At 74.9% G+C, this 25,856-nt stretch carries 22 protein-coding genes; 7 read left to right on the top strand and 15 right to left on the bottom strand.

The genetic code is table 11. The features are described 5' to 3' along the window. Positions 1-3 precede the first annotated feature (3 nt). Together WCD41_RS11465 and WCD41_RS11460 are read right to left on the bottom strand one after the other, a co-directional pair. Positions 4-1,464: an MFS transporter gene (locus WCD41_RS11465; protein WP_373695133.1), complete on the bottom strand. Its 1,461-nt coding sequence runs from the start codon at positions 1,462-1,464 to the stop codon at positions 4-6. A 48-nt stretch (positions 1,465-1,512) separates the two neighbouring features. Further along, the gene (locus WCD41_RS11460) at positions 1,513-2,448 is read right to left on the bottom strand and encodes a hypothetical protein (protein WP_337713557.1); all 936 of its coding nucleotides are present in this window, start codon (positions 2,446-2,448) and stop codon (positions 1,513-1,515) included. A gap of 133 nt (positions 2,449-2,581) precedes the next feature. Here WCD41_RS11460 and WCD41_RS11455 point away from each other — a divergent pair, with 133 nt between their 5' ends. Then, positions 2,582-3,316, top strand: coding sequence for a M50 family metallopeptidase (locus tag WCD41_RS11455; protein ID WP_337713556.1), 735 nt, complete (start codon positions 2,582-2,584; stop codon positions 3,314-3,316). A 142-nt stretch (positions 3,317-3,458) separates the two neighbouring features. Here WCD41_RS11455 and WCD41_RS11450 read toward each other — a convergent pair whose 3' ends face one another. From WCD41_RS11450 to WCD41_RS11435, 3 genes are all read right to left on the bottom strand, one after another. Next, complete coding sequence (locus WCD41_RS11450) at positions 3,459-4,253, bottom strand: (2Fe-2S)-binding protein (RefSeq protein WP_337713555.1); 795 nt, start codon at positions 4,251-4,253, stop codon at positions 3,459-3,461. 1,247 nt (positions 4,254-5,500) lie between these two features. Beyond that, positions 5,501-6,169, bottom strand: coding sequence for a methylated-DNA--[protein]-cysteine S-methyltransferase (locus WCD41_RS11440; RefSeq protein ID WP_444876299.1), 669 nt, complete (start codon positions 6,167-6,169; stop codon positions 5,501-5,503). Between the two features lie 8 nt (positions 6,170-6,177). Continuing rightward, positions 6,178-6,768 (bottom strand): hypothetical protein, encoded by a 591-nt coding sequence (locus WCD41_RS11435; RefSeq protein ID WP_337713553.1) that lies wholly within the window; start codon positions 6,766-6,768, stop codon positions 6,178-6,180. Positions 6,769-6,869: 101 nt separating this feature from the next. Here WCD41_RS11435 and WCD41_RS11430 point away from each other — a divergent pair, with 101 nt between their 5' ends. Continuing rightward, a complete protein-coding gene (locus WCD41_RS11430) occupies positions 6,870-7,841 on the top strand; it encodes a GlxA family transcriptional regulator (RefSeq protein WP_337714201.1) in 972 nt (323 codons plus the stop codon). Here the strand turns inward: WCD41_RS11430 and WCD41_RS11425 are convergent. After that, positions 7,828-8,781 (bottom strand): cation diffusion facilitator family transporter, encoded by a 954-nt coding sequence (locus tag WCD41_RS11425; protein ID WP_337713552.1) that lies wholly within the window; start codon positions 8,779-8,781, stop codon positions 7,828-7,830. The two genes, WCD41_RS11430 and WCD41_RS11425, sit on opposite strands and share 14 nt — an antisense overlap. A 111-nt stretch (positions 8,782-8,892) precedes the next feature. Between WCD41_RS11425 and WCD41_RS11420 the strand changes: the two genes are divergently transcribed. Then, on the top strand, positions 8,893-10,488 hold the full coding sequence (locus WCD41_RS11420; RefSeq protein WP_337713551.1) for a Na+/H+ antiporter: 1,596 nt from the start codon (positions 8,893-8,895) through the stop codon (positions 10,486-10,488). Positions 10,489-10,495: 7 nt separating this feature from the next. On the opposite strand, the gene WCD41_RS11415 is transcribed toward WCD41_RS11420, so the two are convergent. The 4 genes from WCD41_RS11415 to WCD41_RS11400 all read right to left on the bottom strand — a co-directional run bounded on the left by WCD41_RS11415 (position 10,496) and on the right by WCD41_RS11400 (position 13,292). Next, positions 10,496-10,807, bottom strand: a complete 312-nt coding sequence (locus WCD41_RS11415; RefSeq protein WP_337713550.1) for a hypothetical protein — start codon at positions 10,805-10,807, stop codon at positions 10,496-10,498. A gap of 74 nt (positions 10,808-10,881) precedes the next feature. Then, the gene (locus WCD41_RS11410) at positions 10,882-11,688 is read right to left on the bottom strand and encodes a helix-turn-helix transcriptional regulator (RefSeq protein ID WP_337713549.1); all 807 of its coding nucleotides are present in this window, start codon (positions 11,686-11,688) and stop codon (positions 10,882-10,884) included. Positions 11,689-11,769: 81 nt separating this feature from the next. After that, positions 11,770-12,372 (bottom strand): hypothetical protein, encoded by a 603-nt coding sequence (locus tag WCD41_RS11405; RefSeq protein ID WP_337713548.1) that lies wholly within the window; start codon positions 12,370-12,372, stop codon positions 11,770-11,772. After that, positions 12,369-13,292: a cation diffusion facilitator family transporter gene (locus WCD41_RS11400; RefSeq protein WP_337713547.1), complete on the bottom strand. Its 924-nt coding sequence runs from the start codon at positions 13,290-13,292 to the stop codon at positions 12,369-12,371. The genes WCD41_RS11405 and WCD41_RS11400 overlap by 4 nt, the downstream gene beginning before the upstream one ends. Positions 13,293-13,451: 159 nt before the next feature. Between WCD41_RS11400 and WCD41_RS11395 the strand changes: the two genes are divergently transcribed. Together WCD41_RS11395 and WCD41_RS11390 are read left to right on the top strand one after the other, a co-directional pair. Beyond that, complete coding sequence (locus WCD41_RS11395) at positions 13,452-15,638, top strand: bifunctional lysylphosphatidylglycerol flippase/synthetase MprF (protein ID WP_337713546.1); 2,187 nt, start codon at positions 13,452-13,454, stop codon at positions 15,636-15,638. A 10-nt stretch (positions 15,639-15,648) separates the two neighbouring features. Then, on the top strand, positions 15,649-15,879 hold the full coding sequence (locus WCD41_RS11390) for a DUF2630 family protein (protein ID WP_337713545.1): 231 nt from the start codon (positions 15,649-15,651) through the stop codon (positions 15,877-15,879). A 212-nt stretch (positions 15,880-16,091) separates the two neighbouring features. Here WCD41_RS11390 and WCD41_RS11385 read toward each other — a convergent pair whose 3' ends face one another. From WCD41_RS11385 to WCD41_RS11365, 5 genes are all read right to left on the bottom strand, one after another. After that, positions 16,092-17,642, bottom strand: a complete 1,551-nt coding sequence (locus WCD41_RS11385) for an amidase (protein ID WP_337713544.1) — start codon at positions 17,640-17,642, stop codon at positions 16,092-16,094. A 91-nt stretch (positions 17,643-17,733) separates the two neighbouring features. Further along, on the bottom strand, positions 17,734-19,422 hold the full coding sequence (locus WCD41_RS11380; protein ID WP_337713543.1) for an MFS transporter: 1,689 nt from the start codon (positions 19,420-19,422) through the stop codon (positions 17,734-17,736). Between the two features lie 38 nt (positions 19,423-19,460). Next, positions 19,461-20,093, bottom strand: coding sequence for a TMEM175 family protein (locus WCD41_RS11375; protein WP_337713542.1), 633 nt, complete (start codon positions 20,091-20,093; stop codon positions 19,461-19,463). Then, the gene (locus WCD41_RS11370) at positions 20,090-20,704 is read right to left on the bottom strand and encodes a histidine phosphatase family protein (RefSeq protein WP_337713541.1); all 615 of its coding nucleotides are present in this window, start codon (positions 20,702-20,704) and stop codon (positions 20,090-20,092) included. The genes WCD41_RS11375 and WCD41_RS11370 overlap by 4 nt, the downstream gene beginning before the upstream one ends. Positions 20,705-20,711: 7 nt before the next feature. Next, a complete protein-coding gene (locus WCD41_RS11365; protein WP_337713540.1) occupies positions 20,712-21,140 on the bottom strand; it encodes an HIT family protein in 429 nt (142 codons plus the stop codon). Positions 21,141-21,275: 135 nt separating this feature from the next. On the opposite strand from WCD41_RS11365, the gene glgX reads away from it, so the two are divergent. Together glgX and treY are read left to right on the top strand one after the other, a co-directional pair. After that, complete coding sequence (glgX, locus tag WCD41_RS11360) at positions 21,276-23,495, top strand: glycogen debranching protein GlgX (protein WP_337713539.1); 2,220 nt, start codon at positions 21,276-21,278, stop codon at positions 23,493-23,495. Continuing rightward, complete coding sequence (gene treY / locus WCD41_RS11355; protein WP_337713538.1) at positions 23,492-25,849, top strand: malto-oligosyltrehalose synthase; 2,358 nt, start codon at positions 23,492-23,494, stop codon at positions 25,847-25,849. Before glgX ends, treY begins: the two co-directional genes overlap by 4 nt. The last annotated feature ends 7 nt before the right edge of the window (positions 25,850-25,856 follow it).

Raw genomic sequence — 25,856 nt, 5'->3', positions numbered from 1 at the left:
TCCTCAGTCGCGCGGGTACTGCTGCGGGGCGGTGACCCCGCAGTGGGTGCACGACTCGGTCGGGAAGCGCGGCGGGGTCGTCGACGGCTCGGCCGGCCCCCGGCGCGGGCGCAGCAGCGCCGCCGAGAGCACCGCGCCGACCACGAGCAGGCCCGCCGAGATCGTCATCGCGTTCCGGAAGCCCTCGGAGAAGGCCGGCGGGTCGGTGTAGTCCTGCCCGGAGATGCCCGCGACGGCCGGGATGAGCGCGACGGCGAGGAGCCCCGCCGCCCGGGCGATGGCGTTGTTGACGCCGGAGGCGATGCCGACGTGGCGGTCGTCGGCGGCGTCGAGGACGGTGGCGGTCAGCGGGGCGACGGTGCCCGCGAGGCCGAACCCGAAGAGGGCCACCGCCGGGAGGACGTCGGTGAAGTAGGACGCGTCGGGTCCGATCCGGCCCAGCAGGAGCATCCCCGTCGCGGCGAGCAGGAGCCCGATCGTCATCGGCCAGCGCGGCCCGATCCGCTGCGCCAGGCGCCCCGAGCGCGCCGAGAGCAGCAGCATGATCACGGTGATCGGGAGCATCGCGGTGCCGGCGGCGAGCGGGCTGAACCCGGACACGACCTGCAGCTGCAGGACGACGAGCACGAAGTTGACCCCGAGCGCCCCGTAGACGAGCAGGGTGACGACGTTGGCGCCGGTGAACCGGGGGTTCGCGAACAGCTCGCCGGGCACCAGCGGCGCCCGCGAGCGGCGCTCCGCGAGCACGAACCCGACGAGGGCGAGCACGCCGACCGCCCCGGTGACGATCACCGCCGGGATGGCGCCGTCCTCGCCGGCCGCCGTGAGCGCCCAGGTCAGCGCACCGAGGCCCGCGACGGCGAGCGCGGTGCCGGGGACGTCGAGGTGGTGGGCGGCCTGGGGGTCGCGCGACTCGGGCACGTGGCGCAGCGCCACGACCACCACGATCGCGGCCAGCGGTAGGTTGATGAGGAACACCGCGCGCCAGGTCCACTCGACCAGGAAGCCGCCGAGGAACGGCCCGACGGCGCCGGCGACCCCGCCGAGGCCGGACCAGGCGCCGATGGCCGCGGCGCGGTCGCCGCCGTGGAACGACGCCGAGATCAGCGCGAGGCTGCCCGGGGTGAGCAGGGCGCCGCCGACGCCCTGCAGCGCGCGCCCGGCGATGAGGAACTCCACCGACGGCGCGAGCCCGCACAGGGCCGACGCCACGGCGAACCACACGACGCCGACCAGGAAGATCTTGCGACGGCCGAAGCGGTCGCCCAGCGAGCCGCCCAGCAGGATCAGCCCGGCGAGCGTGAGCGTGTAGCCGTTCACGGTCCACTGGAGCGCGGCGAAGCTGGCGTCGAACTCGGCGCCGATGCGCTCGAGCGCGATGTTGACCACCGTCGAGTCGAGCATCGCGAGCCCCGAGCCCAGCACGGTGGTCAGCAGGATCCAGCGGCCCCGGGCTGAGCCCATGCGGACGTCCTCGGCGGCGGTGTCGCTCACCGGGTCAGCATGACCGTCTCACTGGTAGGTGACGAGATCCGGGGGCGGCGAGAGCGCGAGAGTCTCCGCGGGCGTGAGCGTCGGGGTGTCCTCATCGTAGAAGAGCTTGAAGCCGGGGTGCAGCTGACCCGGCCGCTGGAGCTCGGCGTACTTGCCACGCTTGTTCTCCGGCGCCCCGAACCCGTCGATGTGCTGCACCACCGCGAGTCCTGGCGGCGTCGCCAGCCGCTCGGGCTCGGTGATCATCGACGGGGTGAACTGGTGCAGGACGAACAGCTTCTGCGGCAGGTCCCCCTCGCGCACGATCCCGGAGAGCCACGTCGCGACCTCGTTGACCTCCGCCGCCGACACCCCGCCGATGACCTCGCCGGGCACCTCCCCCGGCGCCATCCGCCACTCCGGGTCCAGCGCGAGGCCCACGTCCGGCTCGCGCAGCAGGGGCTCCCAGGTCCGCGCCGCGGTGAGGAAGTCGCTGGTCCCGGGCTGGACGTCCAGCACCAGCAGCTGGCGGCGGGCCCGCGCGGCGTCGAGGTAGGTGCGTGCTTCGTCGAGCGCGATCTCGGTCGAGTAGTCGCCGTCGGGGCCAGGGGTGGCGTTCGCGACGGTCGCGATCAGCTCCATGGCCGGGAGCACGGAGCGTCCGGGCGTGGCGAACGGCGCGGCGGCCTCCTCGAGCCGCGCCCCGGCCGCGTCGGGGGTGCCCTCCCCGAGCACGCCGAGCGCGTCGGTGCCCGCCGTGCCGTAGAAGGCGACGACGCGGTGCTGCGGGAAGATCGTCCGCCCGCCGCGGGGCAGCTCCGGCGACGGTGGCGCCGCCGGCGACGGTGGCGCCGGCGCCGCGGCGCTCGGGGTGGGCGGTGGCGCACCCTGCTCCTCACCTCGGGCCGGCGCGGCGCAGCCGGCGACCAGGAGCGCGAGCGCGACGAGGAGCAGCACGGGTCGAACGGGCGTCACGAGGTCCCCCGACGGTCGCGACCGGATGGACGGAAGAGTCCTCCTGTGACGCTAGGGACCGCTGTGGCGGAAGGCGATCCGCCGAGGAGGCGGACCCCGGCGTGCTCCCGCTCCTCGCTACCGTGCACCCATCGTGACGACCGGCCCCCGCACCTCGCTCCCGCTGCCCTTCGACGGCCTCGACCAGCTCAGCACGGGCCAGACACAGGCCACCCTGGTGATCCTCGGTGGTCTCGTGGCCCTGCTCGTGGTCGGGCTGCACGGCACGTGGCGGCTCGCGCGCAACGTCGTCACGATCGCCCACGAGGGCGGGCACGCGCTGGTCGCGATCTGCTCCGGGCGCACGCTCACCAAGATCCTGCTGCACTCGGACACCTCGGGCGTCACCGTCTCCAAGGGCCGGCGGGACGGCCCCGGGATGGTCGCGACGGCGGCCGCGGGCTACGTCACGCCGCCGGTGCTCGGGATCGGGGCGGCGGCGCTCGTCGCGGCCGACGCGATCTCGGCGATGCTCGTGATCGCGGTGATCCTGCTGCTCGCCACGCTGATCCTCATCCGCAACGCCTACGGCGTCTTCTCGGTGGTGCTCACCGGCGCGGTGTTCGTCGTGGTGGCCGTGTACGGCTCCTCGAACGTCCAGTACGGCTTCGCCTGCTTCGTGACGTGGTTCCTCATCGTCGGCGGGCTGCGCACGGTGCTCGAGGTGCAGCGCAAGCGGTCCCGGCGCCGCGCGCCCGACTCCGACGCCGACCAGCTCGAGCGCCTCACCGGCGTCCCCGCGGGCGGATGGGTCGCGCTGTTCCTGCTGGTCGGCGTGTTCGCGCTGCTCGGCGCCGGGCGCCTGCTCGTCGTGTGGCCGCCGGTCTGACCCTCGCGTGCCCCGGTGGGCGTAGCTCGTTCGCCCCGGTGCCGCGTGTCCCGAGGAACGAACGGCGCTTTCGCTGCATGCGAGGCAGCGAAAGCGCCGTTCGTTCACCAGGAGCCGGCGTGACCGGGCGCGCCCGCTCCGGCTAACGGCGCAGGACGCAGTCGCCGCAGGTCCCCCCGCCGGGCACGCGGTAGTACAGGCAGCACGTGGTGCGCCGGAACCCGAGGCCGCTGGGGTGGTCGGGCTCGGGGACGAAGCGCCCCAGGCCGGCGAAGGGCTCGTGGGCGAGCACCCCGCGGGCGAGCGCGAGGGCGGCGGCGTGACGGTCCGGGCGCGCGGCGCCGAGCACCCGCACCGCCCCGCCGAGCGCGCCGGCCGCGTTGCCCCACAGCACGCGGGCCGACACCGACGCCCGCGCCCGCAGCCCGGCGACGACCGGGGCGACGTGCTCCTCGGCGAGGGCCCGGGCGAGCAGCGCCGCCGCGGCCGGGTCGTCCGGGGACCCGAGCTCGACGCCGCGCAGCCGGTCGGGGTCGACCCACAGCGGGATCGGGCCGCCCGCCCACGCCCGGGCGTGCAGCACCGACGCCGGCGACAGGTCGGGCAGCACGCCGCCCGCCGCGCACGCGAGGAGCACCGACACCGACCGCGACACCAGCGACTGCCCGAGCAGCGACGCCGCGATCCGCCTACCGGCGCCGAGCCCGTCGGTGACGGCGGCGAGCCGCTCCTCCACGGGGTCGGGGCCCGCGGCGGGCACCTCCAGCAGCTCGGCGAGCGGACGCCACGAGGGGTCGGCGCCCTCGGCGGCCCGCGTCGAGATCGCGAAGAAGCCGTCGACGGCGTCGGACTCGGCCAGGACCGTCCGGACACGGTCGGCCGGGGCGGGGCGCAGCACGGTGGGCTCGTCCCGCCGGCCCGTCGTCCCGCTGCTCACGGGCGTCCATGCTGGCGGACGGGACGGCTGACGGCACCTGCGACGTCCGGTCGGCGTCCGGTCTGCCGGGATCGGGCAGGTCGGAGTTCGGCCGTTCGGTCTCGTTCGGTTAGGTTCGTCGACATGCTCGACTCCGGCGTCCGTCTCGCCGCAGCCTCCCTCCCCGTCGGTGTCCCGGTTCTCGTGGGCCTCGTGGTGGCCGTGCTGCGCCGTCGGACGCTGCCGGCGGTGTCCACGCCGGCGATCGTCGGGCTGGCCGTGCAGCTCGTGGTCGTGCTGATCTCGACGTTCCTCGTGGCCGCGACCTCGTTCGACGCCTTCGGCCTCGCGCCCGAGACCCTGCTGCCGCTCTCGAGCGTGCTCGGCCTGCTGGTGATCCTGCTGCAGATCGTGTCGTGGACGCTGCTGCTCGTCGCCCTGTTCCGGCGCCTGCCGGGGGCGCCGGCGGCGCGGGAGGACCGCACGCCGACCGGCCGGCACGCCCTGCTCGACGACCGCGGCCACCAGGTCGTCGCCGACGCGGGCACCACCCTGCTGCCCGCCGGGGCCGGCGCCGCGACACCGACGGCCGGGTTCCGGCCCGGTCCGGGCACCGGTCCCCGCCCCGTCGTGGGTCCGCCGGGGCCCCCGTCCGGGCCCCCGTCCGGGCCACCGCCCGGGCCCCCGCCGGGGGCACCGCCTTTCGGACCGCCGCCCGGCCCGCCCGCCGAGGCACGACCCGCCGGGGCACGACCCGCCGTCCCGTCCACCGGGCCCTCCACCGCTGGCTCGCCGCTGCCCTCGGTCCCCCTGCCCGTGGTGGGCGGCCAGCCGTCACCGGTCGAGCCGGACGTCGAGCCCGAGGACGAGCCCGCCGACACCGAGACCCTCGCCTACCCCGGCGCGACCGAACCCGCTGAGGTCGTCGCGGACGGCACGGACGCCGAGCCCGTCGAGGACGAGGCGGTCGACGACACCGACGACGAGCTCGAGGCGGACGAGCCGGACGACACAGACGTCGCGGACGACGCCGACGTCGCTGCCGCCGAGGACGAGGACCTCGAGGCGACCGGCGAGCCCGAGCAGCCCGCGCAGCCCGACCTCCCCGACGAACCGGTCGCGAGCGGGGCCGACGACCAGCAGGGCGAGGGCGAGGGCGACGAGGAGTCCGCGTCGGAGGACGACCGCTTCCCGGGCTACCTGCAGCAGGCCCGCACCGGGGCGCCGGCGGCGGCCGGCCCCGACGCCACGACCACCGAGTACCCGGGCTACCTCGAGGGCCTCGGGGGCGAGCCCCCCGGCGAGGACGTCGACGAGGAGCCCGCCGCCGACGCGGCCGACGCCGCCGAGCCCGCCCCGGACGGCGGGACCACCCGGGACTCGGGCCACCCCTGGTTCGACCCGGACGGCGTGGCCGCGCGCAACGCCGCGGCGCGGGCGGGCTCGACCGACCCCCGCTGAGCCGTCCGGGTCTCGAGGTCCAGCAGCGCGCGCTTGCGCTCGACGCCGCCGCCGTAGCCGGTGAGCGCGCCCGTCGCGCCGACCACCCGGTGGCACGGGACGACGATGCTGAGCGGGTTGCGCCCGTTCGCGAGACCCACCGCCCGGACCGCGGAGGGCTGCCCGATCGCCGCGGCCAGCTCGCCGTAGGTCACGGTCACCCCGTACGGGATCTCCCGCAGCGCCGCCCACACGCGCTGCTGGAAGGCCGTGCCGGGCGCGGTGGTCTCCAGGTCGAAGCCGGTGAGCTCACCCGCGAAGTAGGCGCCGAGCTGCTCGCGCGCGACCGGCAGCCGGGAGTCGTCGCGGGCCCCGAGGGTCTCGGCGGCGGGCCCGTGCCGGTGCCCGGTCATGAAGAGGCCGGACAGCACGCCGTCGTGCGCCCGCAGGGTCAGCGGACCGAGCGGGCTCTCGAGCACGGTGTGCGTGACGGTCACGGGAGACATCACACCAGGAACGCGAGGACGAGCACCGCCAGCCCCGCGGGGACGTCGAGGGCCACGCAGGCCTCGGCGAGCGGCGGCGGGACCTGGTCGCGGTGCCGGCGCAGGTGCCACAGGTCCCACACGCCGTGCCCCATCAACGTCACCGCGGCGAGCACGAGACCGGGAGCCGGCGGGAGCACCAGCGCCACGAGCGCCAGGAGGCCGTACCCCACGAAGCCGGCCGTCTGCCGCGCGAGGGCGGGGCGGGCGACCCCCCGCACGATCCCCAGGACCACCAGCGCCGTGCCCGCCACGAGGTTGACGAGCAGCGGCGAGACGTCGAGGAGCCGGGCCGCCACCACGAGTGCGCTGGCCACCACGACCCAGACCCACGCCGCCGCGGGGCGGGCGAACGCGGCGGCCGCGACGTAGCAGGACGCGGCGATCACGACGATCATCGCGAGGTCGGCGGCGCCGTTCGGGCCGGTCAGGGTGCTCGCGGCGGCCGCGAGCAGGCCGAGGGCGATCGGCCAGCGCCGGGCGATCGCGGCGATCGCGGCGAGCCCGCCGTGGACGCGGTGGGTGTGCGGGGCCTGCGTGGAGGAGGTCATGGGGAGGACCGTCACCCATCCCGCATACCCCATGGGGGTATCGGCGAGGACGTGTCCGGATTCCTGCGCAGGGGGTCCGGACGGACACGGTGCGGGCTAGGCTGCCGTCCGTGGACCGCCCCGTGGTGGTCGTCGCGTACGACGACGCCGAGCTGCTCGACATCTCGTGCCTCACGTCCACGTTCTCCACCGCGGGCGACGTCGGCGCCGACCCGACCTACGCCGTCACCCTGCTCACCCCCGGCGCCCGGACGATCACCTGCCGGCCCGGGCTCCGGCTCGAGGCGCACGCGGCGCTCGAGCAGCACACCGCGGCGGTGGACACCCTCGTCGTCGCGGGCGGCCTCGGCAGCCCCGCCGCGGCGGCCGATCCGGTGCTCGTCGCGCACGTCCGGCGCCTCGCCCGCGACGCCCGTCGGGTCGCGTCGGTGTGCACGGGCGCTCAGGTCCTCGCCGCCGCGGGGCTGCTCGACGGGCGCCGGGCCACCACGCACTGGCGGTTCGCCGGCGACCTCGCCCGCGCCCACCCCGCCGTCGACGTCGACCCGGACCCGATCTTCGTGCGCGACGGCCGGGTCGCGACCTCGGCGGGCGTGACCAGCGCGCTCGACCTGGCGTTGTCGTTCGTCGACGAGGACCACGGGCCGGTCGTCGCCCGGCGGGTCGCACGGGCGCTCGTCACCTACCTGCAGCGGCCGGGGACCCAGGCGCAGATGAGCGTTCACGTCGCCGCCCCGGCACCCGGCGACGACGTCGTGCGTCGCGTGGTCGACCACGTCGCCGGGCACCTCGACGTCGACCTCGGCGCCGCCGCCCTCGCCGACCGTGCGGGGGTCAGCGAGCGCCACCTCACCCGCCTGTTCCGGGCCCATCTCGGGCGCACCCCCGCCGAGTACGTGCGACGCGCCCGGACCGAGGCGGCCGCACAGCTCTGCGCCGGCACCGACGTCCCGCTGGCGCGCGTGGCGGCACGCTGCGGGTTCCGGTCCACCGAGACGATGCGCACGGCGTTCCTCGACGTCTACGGACGCACGCCCTCCGAGCACCGCCGGGCGTTCGTCACCGCTCGCTGACGATCTCCACCGGCGGGAGCGGGGTGCACGCCTCCTCGTGGTCGGCGTGCTCGACGGCCTCGATCTGCAGTGTGCTGTGGTGCAGGCCGAAGCGGTCGCGCAGCACCGCCGAGGCCCGGTCGAGCACGCCGTGCTCGCCGCAGTCGGCGGTCGCGCAGCCCTCGTCGGAGATCACGAGGTGCGCCGAGACGGCGGGGCTGCGGTCGTTGATGGCCCAGACGTGCAGGTCGTGCACCTGGGCCACGCCCTCGACGGAGAGCAGGGCGGCGTGGACGTCGTCGACGTCGATGCCGGCCGGAGCGCCCTCCAGCAGGACGTGGCCGGTCTCGCGCAGCAGCGAGACGGTGCGCGGGAGCAGGATCGCGACGATCACCAGCGAGGCGACCGTGTCGGCGTAGGCCCAGCCCGTGGTCAGCGTGATCACCGCCGCGGCGAGCACCGCCACCGATCCCAGCGCGTCGCCGAGCACGTGCAGCGCCGCGCCGCGCACGTTCATCCCGCCGCTGCCGCGCTGCAGGACGACCAGCGAGACGACGTTGCCGACGAGGCCGACGACGCCGTAGAGGAGCAGCCCGCCGCCGGGCACCTCGGTGGGCGACGCGATCCGCTCGACCGCCTCGATCGCGACCCAGAGGGTGACCCCGAGCAGCAGGACCGCGTTGAGCGCCGCCCCGAGCACCTCGGCGCGGCCGAGCCCGAAGGTCCGCCGGCGGCTCGGGGGGCGGACGGCCAGCGCGGAGGCGATCAGCGCGGTGGCGAGGGCGACGACGTCGGTGCCGACGTGGCCGAGGTCGGCGAGCAGCGCGAGCGACCCGGTGACGATCGCGCCCACGGCGCCGACGACCGCGACCAGCGCGGTCACGCCCAGCGCGACCCCGAGGCGCCGGCGGTCGTCACCACCGGTGCCGTGTCCGTGGCCGTGCCCGTGTCCCTGACCCACACCGCGGACGATACATGCACGTATTCGCATGCGACATCGGACGTGCCCCACGCCTCGGTACCCCGGCTCGCGGGTGCTCACGCGCGCCCCACACGGTCCTAGAGTGTGCCGGTGACCGAGCACCTCGGGCCGACCCTGCTCGTCGTCTTCGTCGTCGCGCTGGGGGTCACGGCCCTCGCGCGCCGTTTCTCCTTCTCGGCGCCCCTGGTGCTCGTCGTCGTCGGGCTCGGGATGTCGTTCGTGCCGGGCGTGCCGTCGGTCCCCCTCGACCCCGACCTCGTGCTGTTCCTCGTGCTCCCGCCGCTGCTGTACTCGGCGGCGCTGGAGAGCTCGACGTTGCGGCTGCGCGAGAACCTCCGGCGGATCAGCCAGCTCGCGGTGGGGCTCGTCGTGTTCACCACCGCCGTCGTGGGCCTCGCCGCCTGGCTCCTGGTGCCCGGGCTGCCGCTGGCGAGCGCGCTGGTGCTCGGCGCCGTGGTCGCGCCCCCGGACGCCGTCGCCGCCGCGTCGATCGGCCGCCGGCTGGGGCTGCAGCGCCGGATCATGACCATCCTCGAGGGCGAGAGCCTGCTCAACGACGCCACCGCGCTCACGCTCTTCCGCGTGCTGCTGGCCGCCGCGATCGCGCCGGTCGCGGTGGGGACGGGGACCATGGTCCTCACCGGGATCGGTGAGTTCGCCCTCGCGGCGTTCGGGGGCGTCGCCATCGGCGGCGCGGCGGGCTGGCTGCTGCACCGCGTGCGGATGACGCTCAACGACGGCGTGCTCGAGAGCTCGGTCGGCCTGCTCGTGCCGTTCGTGATCTACCTGCTCGCCGAGGAGGTGCACGCCTCCGGGGTGCTCGCGGTGGTCATCGCCGGGCTCTACCTCGGGCACAAGGCCACCGAGGCCGGCTACGCCACCCGCCTGCAGGACCAGGCCGTGTGGAAGGCCCTCGACACGCTGCTCGAGGCGCTGGTGTTCGCGCTGATCGGGCTGCAGCTGCGCATCGTCTACGAGGGCCTCGGCGACGACAGCGCGACGATCGTGGCGGTGTCGCTGGCCCTGCTCGCGGTCACCGTGCTGGCCCGGTTCGTCTGGGTGTTCCCGACGATCTACCTCCCGCGGCTGCTGCCGAAGGTCCGGCGCCGAGGCCCCGCGATGTCCTGGCGGGTGCCGTTCGTCATCTCGTGGGCCGGGATGCGCGGCGTGGTGACGCTGGCTGCGGCGTTCGCGATCCCGCACGGCCTCGGCGGCGACCCGGCCATGCCCGGCTACAACGTGGTCGTGTTCGCCGCGTTCGTCGTCACGGTGGGCACGCTGCTGCTCCAGGGCCTGACGCTGCCGGCCCTGATCCAGCGCCTGCACGTGCGCGACAAGGGCGCCCAGCGCGACGTGCTCGACGAGGCCGCGGTGAAGCAGGCGGCCGCCGAGGCCGCGATCGGCCGCCTCGACGAGCTCGCCGGCGACGGCACCCCGCAGCACGTCACCGAACAGCTGCGGACCTGGGCCCAGCACCGCTCGAACGGGGCGTGGGAACGCCTCGGGCGCCCCGACGAGGAGATCGGCGAGGCGCCCTCGGTCGCGTTCACACGGCTGCGCCGGGCGATGCTCACCGCCGAGCGCGAGACGTTCGTGCGCTTCCGCGACATGGGGCGCATCGACGAGAACATCCTGCGCGACATGCTCCGCGAGCTGGACTACGAGGAGGCGATGCTGGACCGTTGACGGGCGCTCAGACCTCGGTCTTGAGGATGCAGATCGCGAGGTGGGCGGCCTCCACGGATTCCCGGGCCGCCCCTCCGAGGCCCGGGTCCGCGGCCGCGGCGGCCTTGGCGCTGTCCGCCGCCTGCTCGAGCTCGATCACCGCGTCGCGGGCGCCGTCGTCCCCGGCCTCCCCGGCCTTGTCCGCCTTGCCGAGGAACTCCCGGACGACGGCGACGGTGACGACGCTGGCCCCGGCGTCGCTCTCGGTGTCGCGCATCGCGTCGGCGGTCTTCGACCGGCAGTCGTCGAGGCGCGCGCGGAGATCGGTGGTGGCGAGCATGAGCTCTCCCTGGGTGTGGTGGTGTGGTGGCACCCCATTCACGACGGGACGTGACGACCGCGACAGGACGGGAACTACGTACGCACGACCACCGGCGGTGCCGGCAGCAGGCCCAGGAGCTGAGCGCGCTGGACGGCGGCGAGACGGTCGGCGACGCCGAGCTTGGCGTAGACCCGCTGCAGGTGCTTCTGCACGGTCCGCTCGCCGACGGTCAGCCGGCGCGCGATCGCCCGGGCGGTGGCGCCGGTGGCGAGCATGTCGAGCACCACGCTCTCCCGGGGCGTGAGGCCGACCGCCCGGGCGGTGGGCACCGCGTGCACGCCCGCGCGCTCGGCCCAGCGGGCGTGCGCGGAGATCTGGCGGTCCAGGCCGGCGAACACCCGCTGCAGGCGGCGCAGCAGCGCCATCTCCTCGCCCGAGTAGGCGTCGGCGCGGCCGACGAGGAACGAGCGGTTGGTGCGGGCGTTCAGGCACACCGGCAGGGAGACCTGGGCGATGACGTCGGGCGAGAAGACGTCGTCGCACGCGGCCCGCCAGCGCGCGTGCACGTGGCGGTCGGCGAACCGGTCGGGCACGTCGTCGATCTGCATGACCTCGACCCGCCCGGTCGCGAGGTAGTAGCGCAGCAGCGGGTGGTCCTCCGGCGCCCTCGTGCGGCCCCACCACAGCGCGTCCCCGAGCCGGTCGGCGTAGAGGTCGGCCGGCCACCGGTGCTGCTCGACCGGGCCGCCCGGCTCCTGCTCGTAGAAGGTGCTCGCCGGGGCGTCGAACGAGGAGGCGAGCAGCGACAGGACCCGGTCGACGGGCCAGGCGGTCAGCGGACGCGTGACGAGGTCCGCGACGAGGTCCAGCCACTCGCCCTCGCGCCGGATGGTCTCCATCGCCGATCCCGTCCCCCAGCTGCCCCGCTGACCTCGCCGAACACCTCCGCGCGCGAGGGTCCTCCGATCGGGGGGTGCTGGCTACCGGGGGTCGCCCGTTACGTCGCTCGGAACCACTCGTTCGGCCGAAGGGCGCGTCCGGACCTCGACCGGCATCGCCATCAGCGCCGTGAGCACGCGACGCTGGCGCTTGAGGGGCAGGCGGGCGAAGAACAGCGTGTCCAGCGGGTACCAGAGCCCGATCCAGGCGATGACGAGGAAGACGCCGTTGCCGAGGACGTTCTGGAAGAACTCGGGGACGTCGGGCGCGAGGAAGTCGGTGGAGAAGAGCAGGCCGACGAGGAAGAGCGGGATGCCGGGGCGCAGCGCGGCGACCCCCAGCCGGCGTTGCAGGCCCGCGTCCCGCGCGACGGCCTCGAGGCGCCGCAGGCACCACCGTCGCAGACCCGCCGTGAGCCGGGCCGTCACGGCGTCGACGCCGTCGACGGCGTCACCCACCTCCCCGGCCGGGAGCGTCACGACGATCCGGTCGAGCCCGCGGCGGGGACGCCGGCGGGCGAGGAGCACCTCGAACAGCTCCTCGGCCCCCGGGATCGTCCGCCCCAGGTCGTCGTCCAGGAGCGCGGTCGGGTCCGCCGTGACGAGGTCGTCGGGCCTCCCGAGGTGCACCACCAGCTCGCTCACACCGCCCACCGCCGATCCGTCGTGAACGCGACGACCACGGAGCGCTCGAACCCGAGTGCCTCCAGACGGTCGTGCAGCGCCTGCCGGACGACGTCACCGTCGGCCACCGTGCTCACGGACGATCCCTCCCCCACCACGAAGTCGACCTCGACGTCGACCCGGCCACCCACCTTCGACGCCCGCAGGAACGCCTCGGCCAGCCCGAACTGCTCGCGCACCGCCTGCACGGCCGCGTCGAGCTCCGCCTGCGTGTCCGCGGGCGGCGACATCGCGAGGATCTCGCGCATCCCGCCGCCGATCAGGCGCGCCGGGATGCGCAGGAACAGCAGCGACACCACGACCACCATCGCCGGGTCGACGTAGGCGGCGAGGTCGGGCCGGCCCGCCGACACGAGGACCAGCGCGATCACGAAGCCGACGAGCACCCCGACCGAGAGCAGCGTGTCGCCGAACCACTCCGCCGCCTCGGCCCGCACGAGGTCCGACCGGCCGCCGCGGCGCATCAGCACGGTGACGACGACGCCCGCGGCGGTCGCGACGATCGCGTAGGCGAGCGCCCAGCCCGTCGAGACCTCCCGCCCGCCGGCCAGCAGATCGGCGATCCCGCCGACGACGGCGTAGACGCACAGCGCGGCGAGCGCGACCGCCTTGACCACGACGACCAGGGGCTCCCAGGCCTCCCGGCCCCACGGGTAGCGCTCGTCCGACCCGCGCTGCGAGGTCCGCAGCGCGACCACGGCGAGCATCGAGAGCCCGATGCTGGCGAACGAGGAGAGCCCGTCGAAGACGATCATCGACGAGCCGCTGAGCACCCCCCACACCGACGACAGGACGGCGAACCCGGCCGACGCCCACACCGACAGGAGCAGCAGGCGCCGGTCGCGGGTGCCGGACTCCTCGGTCTCCGCGTCGCTCCCCACGCCGATGATCGTGGCCGTTGCGCGCCGCCACGTCGAGACGTTCGATCACCCAGAGGATTGTCAACGGGGACGTCGAGACGGACACTCGTCCGAAAGCTCCCCCGTTCGGCCGCACGACGCGGTCGCCTGACAGCGCAGCGTCACAGTCCAGGAGAACGCATGACGGCGACCGCCCCGCCCGAACCGACGGACCCGGTCGAGCAGGAGGCCGACGGGCCCGGCGACGCCGGGGACGACCGGTTCGGGGCCGTCCGGGCGCGGGCCACGGGGGTCGCGCGCTGGCGGCCGGTCACGACGGCGACCACGCTCGTCATGATCGTGGCCGGCGTCGCGACCGGGGCCTTCTGGACCCCGCTCGCGGACCGCCCGTGGGCGTCCACGGTCGCGACCGGCGTCCCGGCGCTCGCGGAAGGCCACTGGTGGACCCCGGCGTCGGCCGCGCTCGCCGGTGCGCACCCGGCCGGCGCGCTGCTCGGGCTCGTCCTGGCCGTCGTGGGGCTGGGCTGGGCGGAGGGCCGGCTGGGCTCGGGGCGCACGGCCGCCGTGCTCGTCGTCGCCCAGCTCGTCGCCGTCCTCGCCGCGATCGGGGTCGTCGCGGTGCTCGCGGCCACCGGCTGGGTGTGGGCGGTCGGGCTGGCCGGCGCGCTCACCGGCGGCCTCTCGACCGGTGTGCTCGCCGTGCTCGCGGTCGCCTCCGCGACGCTCGGCGCGCCCTGGCGTCTACGGCTGCGCCTGGTGCTGGCCGGGGTCGCGCTGGTCGGGCTGCTGTTCCTGGGCCACCTCGCGGACGCCGCGCACACGCTCGCCCTGGTGGTCGCCCTCCCCCTCGGGCGGCGCATCGCCGGGCCCGAGCTCGCTCCGGCCACCCCGGGCGGGCGCCCGGGGCGTCGCGAGTGGCGTCTCGTCGCCGCCGCCGGCCTCGTCGTCATCGCGGTGATCCGCGTGCTGACCCTCGTCGTGCCGGTCGTCGGGCCGCTGGGCAACACGGCCTCGGACTCGACGGTCGTCGAGACGCTCGTGTCGGTGGTGATCTCGCTGCTGCTCGCCGACGGCCTGCGCCGCGGGCGGCGGATCGCGTGGGTGGCGGGCCTCGTGCTCGGCGGGTTCTACCTGGTCGTCGGGCTCTTCGTGGTCGGTGTCGTGGTGTTCGCGCAGGTCACCGACCAGATGGACCAGGTCGAGCTCGTCGGGCTCGCGGTGTTCGTGCCCAACGCCGTGCTGTGGTCGGCGCTGGTCGTGTGGCTGGTCGCCGGGCGCCACGCGTTCGCCGTCCCGTCGCGCCGGCGCCTGCGGCGGCGGACCGGCGGCGTCGCGAGCGGCCCCGAGGTCGCGCGCGACGCGGTGCACCGCCACGGCGGGTCGACGCTGTCGTGGATGACGACGTGGCCGGAGAACCGGTACCTGACGCACGAGGCGACCGACGGCGTCACCGCCTACCGGGTGCACGCCGGCGTCGCGGTGGCGCTGGGCGACCCGATCGTCGCCCCGGCCGGGCGGACCGCGGCGCTCGAGGAGTTCCGGGCGCTGGCGGAGCGCTCGGGCTGGGTGCCGTGCCTGTTCTCGACCACCGAGGCCCTCGCGGACGACGCCCGCGCCGACGGCTGGCGGTCGCTGCAGGTCGCCGAGGACACCCTGATCGACCTCGAGGGGCTCGAGTTCAAGGGCAAGCCCTGGCAGAACGTGCGCAGCGCCTTCAACCGCGCCGGCAAGGCCGGGATCTCCCACCGGATGGTGCACCTCGCCGAGGAGCCACGCGCGGTCGTCGCCCAGGTCCGCGCGATCTCCGAGGAGTGGGTCGGCGACAAGGGCCTGCCGGAGATGGGCTTCACCCTCGGCGGCGTCGAGGAGGCGCTCGACCCGGAGGTGCGCACCGGGCTCGCCGTCGACGCCGACGGCACCGTCCACGGCGTCACCTCGTGGCTGCCGGTGTACGGCCCGGACGACGTGGTCGTGGGCTGGACGCTCGACGTGATGCGCCGCCGGCAGGACGGGTTCCGCGCGGTCGTCGAGTACCTCATCGCCTCGGCCTGCCTGACGTTCCAGTCCGAGGGCGCCTCGTTCCTCTCGCTCTCCGGCGCGCCCCTGGCCCGCGCGGGCGACGCGGACGACGCCGTGGAGGGCGAGCAGGTCCTCGACCGCGTGCTCGACCGGATGGGCGAGCTCCTCGAGCCGTACTACGGCTTCCGCTCGCTGCACACGTTCAAGGCGAAGTTCCAGCCGCGCTACGCGCCGATGTTCCTCGTCTACCGCGACGAGGCCGACCTGCCGCGGGTCGGGATCGGCATCGGGCGCGCCTACCTCCCCGACGCCCGCGTCCGCGATCTCGTCGCGCTGGTGCGGAGCTAGGCTTCCGGCCATGGCGGACGACGACACCACCCTGGGCACCATCCACGCGCTGGTCGACGAGGAGCACCGGCTGCGGGGGCACGGGGAGGCGATCACCGACGAGGACCGCGCGCGCCTGGCGCAGGTCGAGGAGCAGCTCGACCAGTGCTGGGACGCGCTGCGCCGCCGCCGGGCGGGACGCGACTTCGGCGGCGACCCGGGCGAGGCCACCGCGAAGCAGGTGCACGACTACCTGCAGTAGGCCTCCATCCGCACGACCCGCCCGTCGCGACGACCTCTCGGGAGTGTCACCGCGGCTCGCCGAGAGGCACGGTGCGCAGGTCCGGAAGCCGGATGATCATGCGCACCGTGCCTCTCGCGGAGCTCGCGGTTCCGGCGAAGGGCGCCCCTCGCCCATCTGGTCGAGCGAAGGTGCCCTTCGCTCAGAACCTCGGGGCGCGCGGGCCCGCGGGGTCAGCCCGCCGGCACGGCCGCGGCCACGGGCGGGGAGGGAAAGCCGCCGACCGCCTGCTCGTACGCGTGGGCCACGCGCAGGCAGGTGGCGTCGTCGAAGCGCCTGCCGATGATCATCATGCCGACCGGCAGCCCGTCGGCCAGGGGCGCGGGCACGGACGTCGCGGGGTGGCCGGTGACGTCGGTCGGCGCCGTGTTGACGATCATCTCCAGCGCGCGGGCCACGCTCTCGGCGGGCGGGGCGTCGGCCGCCGGGATCACGCTCGGCAGGATCGGCACGGTCGGCATGACGAGCACGTCGTGCTCGGCGAGCGCCGCGTCGTACGCCGCCCGGGCGGTGGGCAGCAGGTTGCGCGCCATGGCGTAGTGCCGGCCGTGCTCGCGGGCCAGGGCGTGGCGCCCGGCCATCGTCACCATCTTCACGGTGTCCGAGAAGAGGTGGCCGCCGTCGGCGCGGCGCTGCCCGTAGTGCGCGATGAGGTCCGGGTCGTAGAGCCCGTCCCAGTTCAGACCGTACCCGTTGCCCTCGATCATCTGCGCGACGACGCCGTCGGTGGCGACGACCGTCCACACGTCGAACGCGTGCCGGTGCCACGGCACCGAGATCTCGTCGACGGCCAGCCCCGCGCCCGCCAGCGCGTCGAGCGCGGCGCGCACGCTCGCGTCGACGCCGGGGGCGGACAGACCGTCGATGCCGAAGCCGTCGGTGACGACGCCGACGCGCAGGCCCTCGGCGCCGCGGGCGATCTCGGCGAGGTAGTCCGTCGGCACGACGGCGTCGGGCTGGCGGGGGTCGAGACCGTCCGGGCCGGCCATGACCCCGAGGGCGAGGGCGGCGTCGGCGACCGTGCGGGTCATCGGGCCGAGGTGGTCGATGGTCGACTCGATCGGGAAGGCGCCGGTGTAGGGCACGAGGCCGTGGGTGGGCTTGTGGCCGACGATCCCGCTCATCGCCGCGGGCATGCGCACCGATCCGCCCTGGTCGCCGCCGGTGGCGAGGTCGACCTCGCCGGCCGCGAGCAGGGCCGCGCTGCCGCTGGAGGAGCCGCCGGTGGTGCGGCTCGGGTCCCACGGGTTGCGCACGGGCCCGGTGTGCGAGGTGTGGCTGCCGCCGGAGAAGCAGAGGTCCTCGCACACGGACTTGCCGGTCACCGTGGCGCCGGCCTCGAGCAGGCGCGACACGACGGTCGCGTCGCGGGCGGGGACGTAGCCGTCGACGAGCCGCGACCCGTTGGCCATCGGCACCCCGGCGACCGCGGTGTTGTCCTTGACCGCGACCGTGCGCCCGGCGAGCGGCCCGCCGGGCGCGCCCTCGACCCGGCAGCGCACGTACCAGGCGCCCCACGCGTTCTCGCCCGCCGCCGGCCACGACCACTCCCGCTGCGGAGCCACCGGGGCCTCGGCGGCCCACAGCTCCTCGACGCGGTCGTAGGCGCCGAACGAGCCCGTGACCAGCGGCGCGAAGGCCGCGAGGCCCTCCGGGTCGAGGCCCAGGCGGTCACGCTCGGCAAGGGCGGAGAGCTCTTCGGGGGTGGGCGGCGTGACGGGCACGGCATCTCCTCGTCCGGTCGGGAGCAGCAGGCGAAGACTCACCGTAGGGACGGCGGAGGACCCGTGGGTCACGACGGGGTGACGGTGCCCGTCAGCCGGAGCGTGGGCGCGATGCCCTCGCCGGGAGACGGGCCGGTCGCACCGGGTGGCGGTGGTGGCTCTCACCGGGCCCCGGTCCGGGCGTGGACGCGGCCTCGTCCGCACCCCACTCCGTCTGCGGGACCTCGGACTCGGCCTCCACGGTGGCGGGGTCCGGGGGCCGGCGCACCAGCCAGGCGGAGGTGACGGCACCGACGACGGCGAGCACGGTGACCGCCAGGAACGCGGCGACGTAGCCGTTGTCGGAGGCCCGCTCGGCGACGACGAGGTACTCGGCGACCTGGGGGTCGAACGTCCGCGGCACCAGCCCCGTCTGCTGGGCGTCGGCGAGGGCGTCGCGCAGCTCGATGCCGCGCTCGGGCGTCAGCGGCGGGAGCCCGCGCTCCGCGACACCGTCGACCAGCGACTGGATGTAGGTGAGGTGCAGCAGGGCGTAGAGCAGCGCGATCCCGACGGCGCCACCGCCCTGCTCGGCCGTCGCGGACACCCCCGACGCCTGCCCGTGGTCGCGCTCGGGGACGGTGTCGAGGCCGACCGGGTCGTTGACGGTGAGCACCACCGCGAGCCCGACGCCGTAGACGACGAGCCCCGGCAGCAGCGCCCGGAAGTCGTTGGCCGGCATGCCGAGCGCGAGCAGGACGCCCGCGGCCGCGAGCAGCGAGAAGCCGATCACCAGCGGCGGGCGCCCGCCGGCCTTGTCGTACCAGCGACCGACCAGCGGGGCGATCGCCACCATCGGCACCGTCGTGGCCAGGAGCGCGAGCCCCGCCAGCGCGGGATCCATCTCCAGGTTCAGCACGAGGGCCAGCGGCAGGATCAGCCCGAGGCCCATCTCCGCCATCCCGGCGAGGGCCTGCGAGATCGTCGCGCCGCGGTAGTCCCGGCTGCGGGCGAGCAGCCCGAGGTCGAGCAGCGGGTCGGCGACGCGGCGTTCCCGGACGACGAACAGCACCGCCGCGAGCACGGCGACGGCCAGGGAGACGAGCACGTCGGGGGCCGTCCAGCCCTCGGTGGTCGTCTGGGCGAGACCGAACACGAGCCCGACGAGCACCAGCCCGAGCAGGGCGGCGCCGGGCAGGTCGACGTGGACCCCGCGGCGGCGCGGCGGGTCCGGGGGCACCGCGCGCAGCGTCGCCCACAGGGTCACCGCCAGCAGCGGGAGGTTGACGAGCAGGACGGCGCGCCAGCTGATCGCCGAGGTCAGCACGCCGCCGATCGTCGGGCCGAGGGCGCCCGCGGTGGCCGCGATCCCGCCCATGGCGCCGAGGGCCCGCCCGCGCTCCTTCGCGTCGAACGCGCTGCTCAGGATCGCCACGGTGGCCGGCAGCATCATCGCCCCGCCGGCACCCTGCAGCACCCGGGCGACGAGGAGCACGGTGAAGTCGGGGGCGACGCCGCCGACGGCCGAGGCGCCGGCGAACACGACGGAGCCGAGCAGGAACACCCGGCGTCGGCCCAGCAGGTCACCGAGGCGCCCGCCGAGCACCAGCAGGCCCGCGAGCGGCAGGAGGCTCGCGGTCAGCACCCACTGCACGAGCAGCGAGCTCACGCGGAAGTCCTGGGCGATGTCGGGCAGCGCCAGCGGGACCGCCGTCTGGTCGACGAGGATCATCGCGTTGGCGAGGGTCATCGCCGCGAGGACCATCCGCTGGCCTGCCCGCGGGGTCGCGGACGTGGTCATGGTCGGAGCGTCGTCCACCGGGACACGGCGTTCAAGGCTCAGTCACGGGTGCGGTTGAGCCGGCGGTCGAGGACCGGGCCGAGGAGGCGCTCGACGGGGTTCGTGGCGAGGAGCAGCAGCAGGGGCCAGTACCCGAACTGTGGCGCCACGAGCGTCACCAGGAAGACGAGGAGGAAGAGCGAGGCCGTGCTCCCGGTGGCGATGTGGCGCGGGGTGTCGGGGGCGGTGTCCAGCGAGCGCCGGACCATGATCGTCATCACCGACAGGAGCGCGCTGCTGACGAACAGCGTGAGCACGTAGAAGCGCAGCGTGAACGGGTCGTCCTCGAACGCCCCGACCATCTCGGTCGGGAAGGGCAGCACGACGATCGTGAACAGCCAGACCGTGTTGACCCACACGAGCCGCGGGCTGACGCGCGTGGCGGCGTCGAAGACCCGGTGGTGCGCGGCCCAGAACCGGGCGATGACCACGAAGCTCAGGACGAAGCTGCCGATCGGCGCGAGGTTCCCGGTGATGACGTCCAGGCCGGAGCGGGCGGCCTCACCCGCCTCGGGCACGAGCTCGGCGAGCGGGAGCACGAGCAGGGTCAGCGCGATCGCGACGACGCCGTCGCTGAAGGCGAGCAGGCGCTCGGGGCCGAGCCAGTCCCCGCGGGCCTCCGGCGTCGTCACAGCATCCCCGCGAGGTGCTGCGTCTCGTTCACCGAGCTGACCCGGCGGGCCCCGGAGCGTGACACCAGCACCCGCGTCACCGACGTGTGGTGCAACGGGAAGACCAGCGGCCGGTCGATCCCGAGGATCCCCGTCACGTAGGTGTTGATCACGCCCGCGTGGCAGACGACGAGCGCCGTGCCGCGGGGGTCCTGGCGGGCCGCGATCGCGTCGAGGGCGGCGACGACCCGCGCGGTGAAGGCCGGGCCGTCGACGAACGACGGGAACACCCCCGACCGGATGGCCTGCCAGTCCTCGTCGGTGTCGTCGCGCAGGTGCACGGGCCGGTAGCTCGGGCGCCCCCGGTCGAACTCGCAGAGCTCCTCGACCCCGGCGGGCTCCGGGAGGCCGAGCAGCCGCACGGCCGGCGCCGCCGACTCGCGGGCGCGGCGCATCGTCGAGGTCACGACCTCGGCCACCTCGTCGCGCTCGGGCGCGCCGGCGAGCCACTTCGCGAACCGGTCGGCCTGCTCCTCCCCGCGCGGTGAGATCGCGGGGTCCGCGCCCGCCGCGCCGGGCTCGGCGGTCGCCGCGAGGGGCTCGGCGTGGCGGACGAGCAGGAGCTGGGTCACCCGCGCCTCATGCCGACGGGACGGCGGACCCGTGCCCGGCGTCGCGCAGCCCGGCGCGGATCGCGTCGGCGTGGCGGTCCATCTCGGCCGGGTCCGGGTCGGTCGCGGCCCGGGTGAAGTCGAACGCCTCGAGACCCCAGGCGGGGTGGACGTGCACGTGGAGGTGCGGCACCTCGAAGCCGGCGATCATGAGCGCCACGCGCGGCGGCGACCAGACGTCGCGGATCACCGTCCCGACCGTCTTCGCCACCCCCATGGTGTGCTCGAACAGCCCGTCCGGCGCGTCGATCCACTGGTCGACCTCCTCCCGCGGCACGACCAGCACGTGCCCGGGCCCGAGGGGGTTGATCGAGAGGAACCCGACCACCCGGTCGTCGGACCAGACGAAGCGTCCCGGGATCTCGCCGTTGATGATCTTGGTGAAGACCGTCGCCACGGCCGGGATGGTAGCGAGCGCCCCACGCCCCTGCATCGATCCGGCGCTGTCGGTCCCGGCCCGTATCCTCGCGGTGCGCGATCGGGCACCCCGATACCGACCGCCGTCTCGACCCATCCCCCGGAGGAAGCCCCGATGCAGCCCTGGCCCGGCACGTCCTACCCCCTGGGCGCGACCTACGACGGGGCGGGCACCAACTTCGCGCTGTTCAGCGAGGTCGCCGACGCCGTCGAGCTCTGCCTGTTCGACGAGGCCGGCGAGGAGACCCGGATCCCGTTGCCGGAGCGCGACGGCTTCGTCTGGCACGGCTACCTGCCCGGCATCGTCCCCGGCCAGCGCTACGGCTACCGGGTCGCCGGCCCGCTCGAGCCGGAGGCGGGCCGGCGCTGCAACCCCCACAAGCTGCTGATCGACCCCTACGCCAAGGCGCTCGACGGCACGCTGGGCACCACGTACTCGTGGGACGAGGCGCTCTTCGGCTACCACTTCTCCGACGCCGACGAGACCAACCACGACGACTCGGCGCAGCACGTGCCGAAGTCGGTGGTCATCAACCCGTTCTTCGACTGGCACGACGACCGCCCGCCGCGCACGCCGTACCACGACACGGTGGTCTACGAGGCCCACGTCAAGGGCCTGACGTACCTGCACCCCGAGGTGCCCGAGGAGATGCGCGGCACCTACTCCGGCGTGGCGCACCCGGCGGTCATCGCGCACCTGCAGCGCCTCGGCATCACCGCGATCGAGCTCATGCCCGTGCACCAGTTCGTGCACGACGACGCCCTCGTGCAGCGCGAGCTGCGCAACTACTGGGGCTACAACACCATCGCCTTCTTCGCCCCGCACTACGGCTACGCGAGTGCCGGCATCACCGGCCGGCCCGCGCCGGGCGCGCACGTGCAGGAGTTCAAGGCGATGGTGCGCGACCTGCACGCCGCGGGCATCGAGGTCATCCTCGACGTCGTCTACAACCACACCGCCGAGGGCAACCACCAGGGCCCGACGCTGTCGATGCGCGGCATCGACAACCAGGCGTACTACCGCCTCGTCGACGACCAGCCGCAGTACTACATGGACTACACGGGCACCGGGAACTCCCTCAACGTCCGCCAGCCCCACACCCTGCAGCTGATCATGGACTCGCTGCGCTACTGGGTCACCGAGATGCACGTCGACGGCTTCCGGTTCGACCTCGCCTCCACGCTGGCCCGCGAGTTCTACGACGTCGACCGGCTCTCGACGTTCTTCGACCTCGTCCAGCAGGACCCTGTGATCTCGCAGGTCAAGCTCATCGCCGAGCCCTGGGACGTCGGCCCGGGCGGCTACCAGGTGGGCAACTTCCCGCCCGGCTGGACGGAGTGGAACGGCAAGTACCGCGACACGGTCCGCGACTTCTGGCGCGGCACCCCCGGCACGCTGGGCGAGTTCGCCGCGCGGCTCACCGGCTCGTCGGACCTCTACCAGGACGACGGCCGGCGTCCGTACGCGTCGATCAACTTCGTCACCGCGCACGACGGCTTCACCCTCAACGACCTCGTCTCCTACAACGAGAAGCACAACGAGGCCAACGGCGAGGGCGGCCAGGACGGCGCCGACGACAACAACTCGTGGAACCACGGCGTCGAGGGCCCCACCGACGACGCCGCGGTCCTCGAGCTGCGCCAGCGCCAGCGTCGCAACTTCCTCACGACGCTCTTCCTCTCGCAGGGCGTGCCGATGGTGCTGCACGGCGACGAGCTGGGCCGTACCCAGTACGGCAACAACAACGGCTACTGCCAGGACTCCGAGATCTCCTGGATGGAGTGGTCGCCGGAGAAGGCGGACTCGGAGCTCATGGACTTCACCGCCCGGGTGTCCGAGCTCCGCGCCTCGCACCCGGTCTTCCGGCGCCGCCGCTTCTTCAACGGCCGCCCCATCCGGCCGGCCGCGGGCGCCCCCGACGCCGAGGTGCAGCGCGACATCGCCTGGTTCACCTCGTCGGGCGAGGAGATGACCGACCAGGACTGGGAGTCGGGCGAGGCGGCCGTGCTCACCGTGTTCCTCAACGGCGACGGCATCCTCGAGAGCGACCCGCGGGGGCAGCGCGTCGTCGACGACACCTTCCTGCTGATCTTCAACGCCCACCACGAGGACGTCGAGGTCACCCTGCCCGGCGAGGGCTTCCCCCACCGCTGGGCCACCGTGCTCGACACCACCACCGGTGAGGTCGTCGTCGGCACCGCCCGCACCACGCAGACGTGGAACACCCCGCCGCTGTCGGACGACCTCGACGACCGGGTGGGTGGCGACGCCCTCACCGTCACGTCCCGGTCGATGCTCCTCCTGCAGCGCACCGACGTGACGGAGCACGCGTGAGCGACCTGCCCTCGTCCACCTACCGGCTGCAGCTCTCCCCGGAGCAGCCCTTCGGCGCGGCGACGGAGCTCGTCGGCTACCTCGACGCGCTCGGCGTCGGGGCGCTGTACTGCTCGCCGATCCTGCAGGCCTCGCCCGGGTCGATGCACGGCTACGACGTCGTCGACCCCACGCGCGCCAACGACGAGCTCGGGGGCGACGAGGGTCGCCGCGGGCTCGTCGCCGCCCTGCGCGCGGCCGGGCTCGGCGTGCTGGTCGACCTCGTGCCCAACCACATGGGCGTGGCCGTGCCGGCGGCCAACCCGTCGTGGTGGTCGCTGCTGCGGCTCGGTGCGGAGTCGCCGTACGCCTCCTGGTACGACGCCGACCTCACGCAGCGCCTGCTGATCCCGGTGCTCGGGTCGCCCGAGGACGTCGAGGCGCTCACGCTGTCCGACGACCGCTCGGAGCTGCACTTCTACGAGCACCGCTTCCCCGTGGCGCCGGGCACCGGCGAGAGCGGCACCCCGCAGGAGGTGCACGACCGCCAGCACTACGAGCTCGTGCACTGGCGCCGCGGCAACGCCGAGCTGACCTACCGGCGCTTCTTCGACGTCTCCGACCTCGCCGCCGTCCGCGTCGACGACTCCGAGGTGTTCGACGCCGTGCACGCCGAGGTGCTGCGCTGGCGCGCCGCGGGCGAGCTGGACGGCCTGCGCATCGACCACCCCGACGGGCTCACCGACCCCGGGGCCTACGTCCGCCGGCTGCGCGAGGCCCTCGGCGACGAGGCCTGGCTGCTCGTCGAGAAGATCCTCGGCCCGGACGAGACGCTGCCACTGTCCTGGCCGGTCGACGGCACCACCGGCTACGAGGCCCTGCGCGAGATCGGCGGGGTGTTCGTCGACCCGCGCGGCGAGGCCCTGGTCGACGCCGTCGCGGCGCAGCACACCGGGGTGCGCGAGGGCCTGTCCACGGTGGAGCACGCCGCCCGCCGTCTCGTCACCGACGAGATCCTGGTCGCCGAGGTCCGTCGCATCGCCGCGCTGGTGCCCGGCGACGGCGACGACGAGAAGACGCGCGCCGCGGTCGCCGAGCTGCTGTGCTCGTTCCCGGTCTACCGCTCCTACCTGCCCGAGGGCCGCGAGGCGCTCGACCGCGCGGTGGACACCGCGGCCACGGCCCGCCCCGAGCTCGCCGACACGGTGCGGAGCATCCACGCGGCGATGACCGCCGAGCCCGACGGGGCGCTGGCGCGCCGGGTCCAGCAGACCAGCGGGATGGTCACCGCCAAGGGCGTCGAGGACACCACGTTCTACCGGTGGAACCGGTTCGTCGCGCTCAACGAGGTCGGCGGGGCCCCGGACCGCTTCGGGGTCTCCCCCGCCGAGTTCCACGCCCGCGCCGCCGCCCGCGACGCCGCGACGCCGGCGACGATGACCACGCTCTCGACCCACGACACCAAGCGCTCCGAGGACGTGCGGGCGCGCCTGGCCGTGCTCAGCGAGCTGACCGCCGAGTGGGGGGCGTTCCTGCGCTCGGCGTCGGCGCGCCACCCCCTCCCCTCGCCCTCGCTCGAGCTGCTCGCGTGGCAGTCGGTGCTCGGGGCGTGGCCGATCAGCGAGGAGCGCCTGGCGGGCTACCTGACGAAGGCGTCCAAGGAGGCCAAGCTCGTCACCGCGCACGTCCCCATGACTCATGTGCCTGCCGTGCCCGAGGTCGACGAGGCGATCGCGGCGTGGCCCGGCCAGGTCCTCGCCGACGCCGACGCCGTCGCGGAGATCGAGGCGTTCGTGGCGCAGCTCGACGCGCCCGGTCGCTCGAACTCCCTCGGGCAGAAGCTCCTGCAGCTCGCCGGGCCGGGCGTGCCGGACGTCTACCAGGGCACGGAGTGCTTCGAGTACTCGCTGGTCGACCCGGACAACCGCCGTCCCGTCGACTTCGCCCTGCGGCGCCGGCTGCTCGAGCGGCTCGACGGCGGGTGGATCCCCGCCGCCGACGACACCGACGCCGACGCCGACGAGGTGGCGGCCACCAAGCTCGCCGTCGTCACCGCCGCGCTGCGCCTGCGCCGTTTCCGGCCCGAGCTGTTCCGGGGCCACGCCCCGCTGCCGGCGTCCGGCGTCGCGGCGGACCACGCCCTCGCCGTCGCCCGCGGCGGCCCGGCGGGACGCGAGCGCCTCGTGGCCGTCGCGACCCGCCTGCCGGTGGGGCTCGCGGCCGCCGGGGGCTGGCGCGACACGGTGCTGCCGCTGCCCGGCGGCGCCGACGACTGGACCGACGTGGTCACCGGCCGGCCGGTCGAGGGGTCGGCGCCGGCGCTCGGGAGTGTGCTCGATCGCTTCCCGGTGGCGCTGCTCGTCCGCCCTGCCTGATCCTGCT

It is taken from the genome of Actinomycetospora aeridis, assembly GCF_037400275.1.
Taxonomy (GTDB): Bacteria; Actinomycetota; Actinomycetes; order Mycobacteriales; family Pseudonocardiaceae; genus Actinomycetospora; species Actinomycetospora aeridis.
Note: the sequence above shows the minus strand (reverse complement) of the source record. Positions and strands in the feature narration are given on the sequence as shown.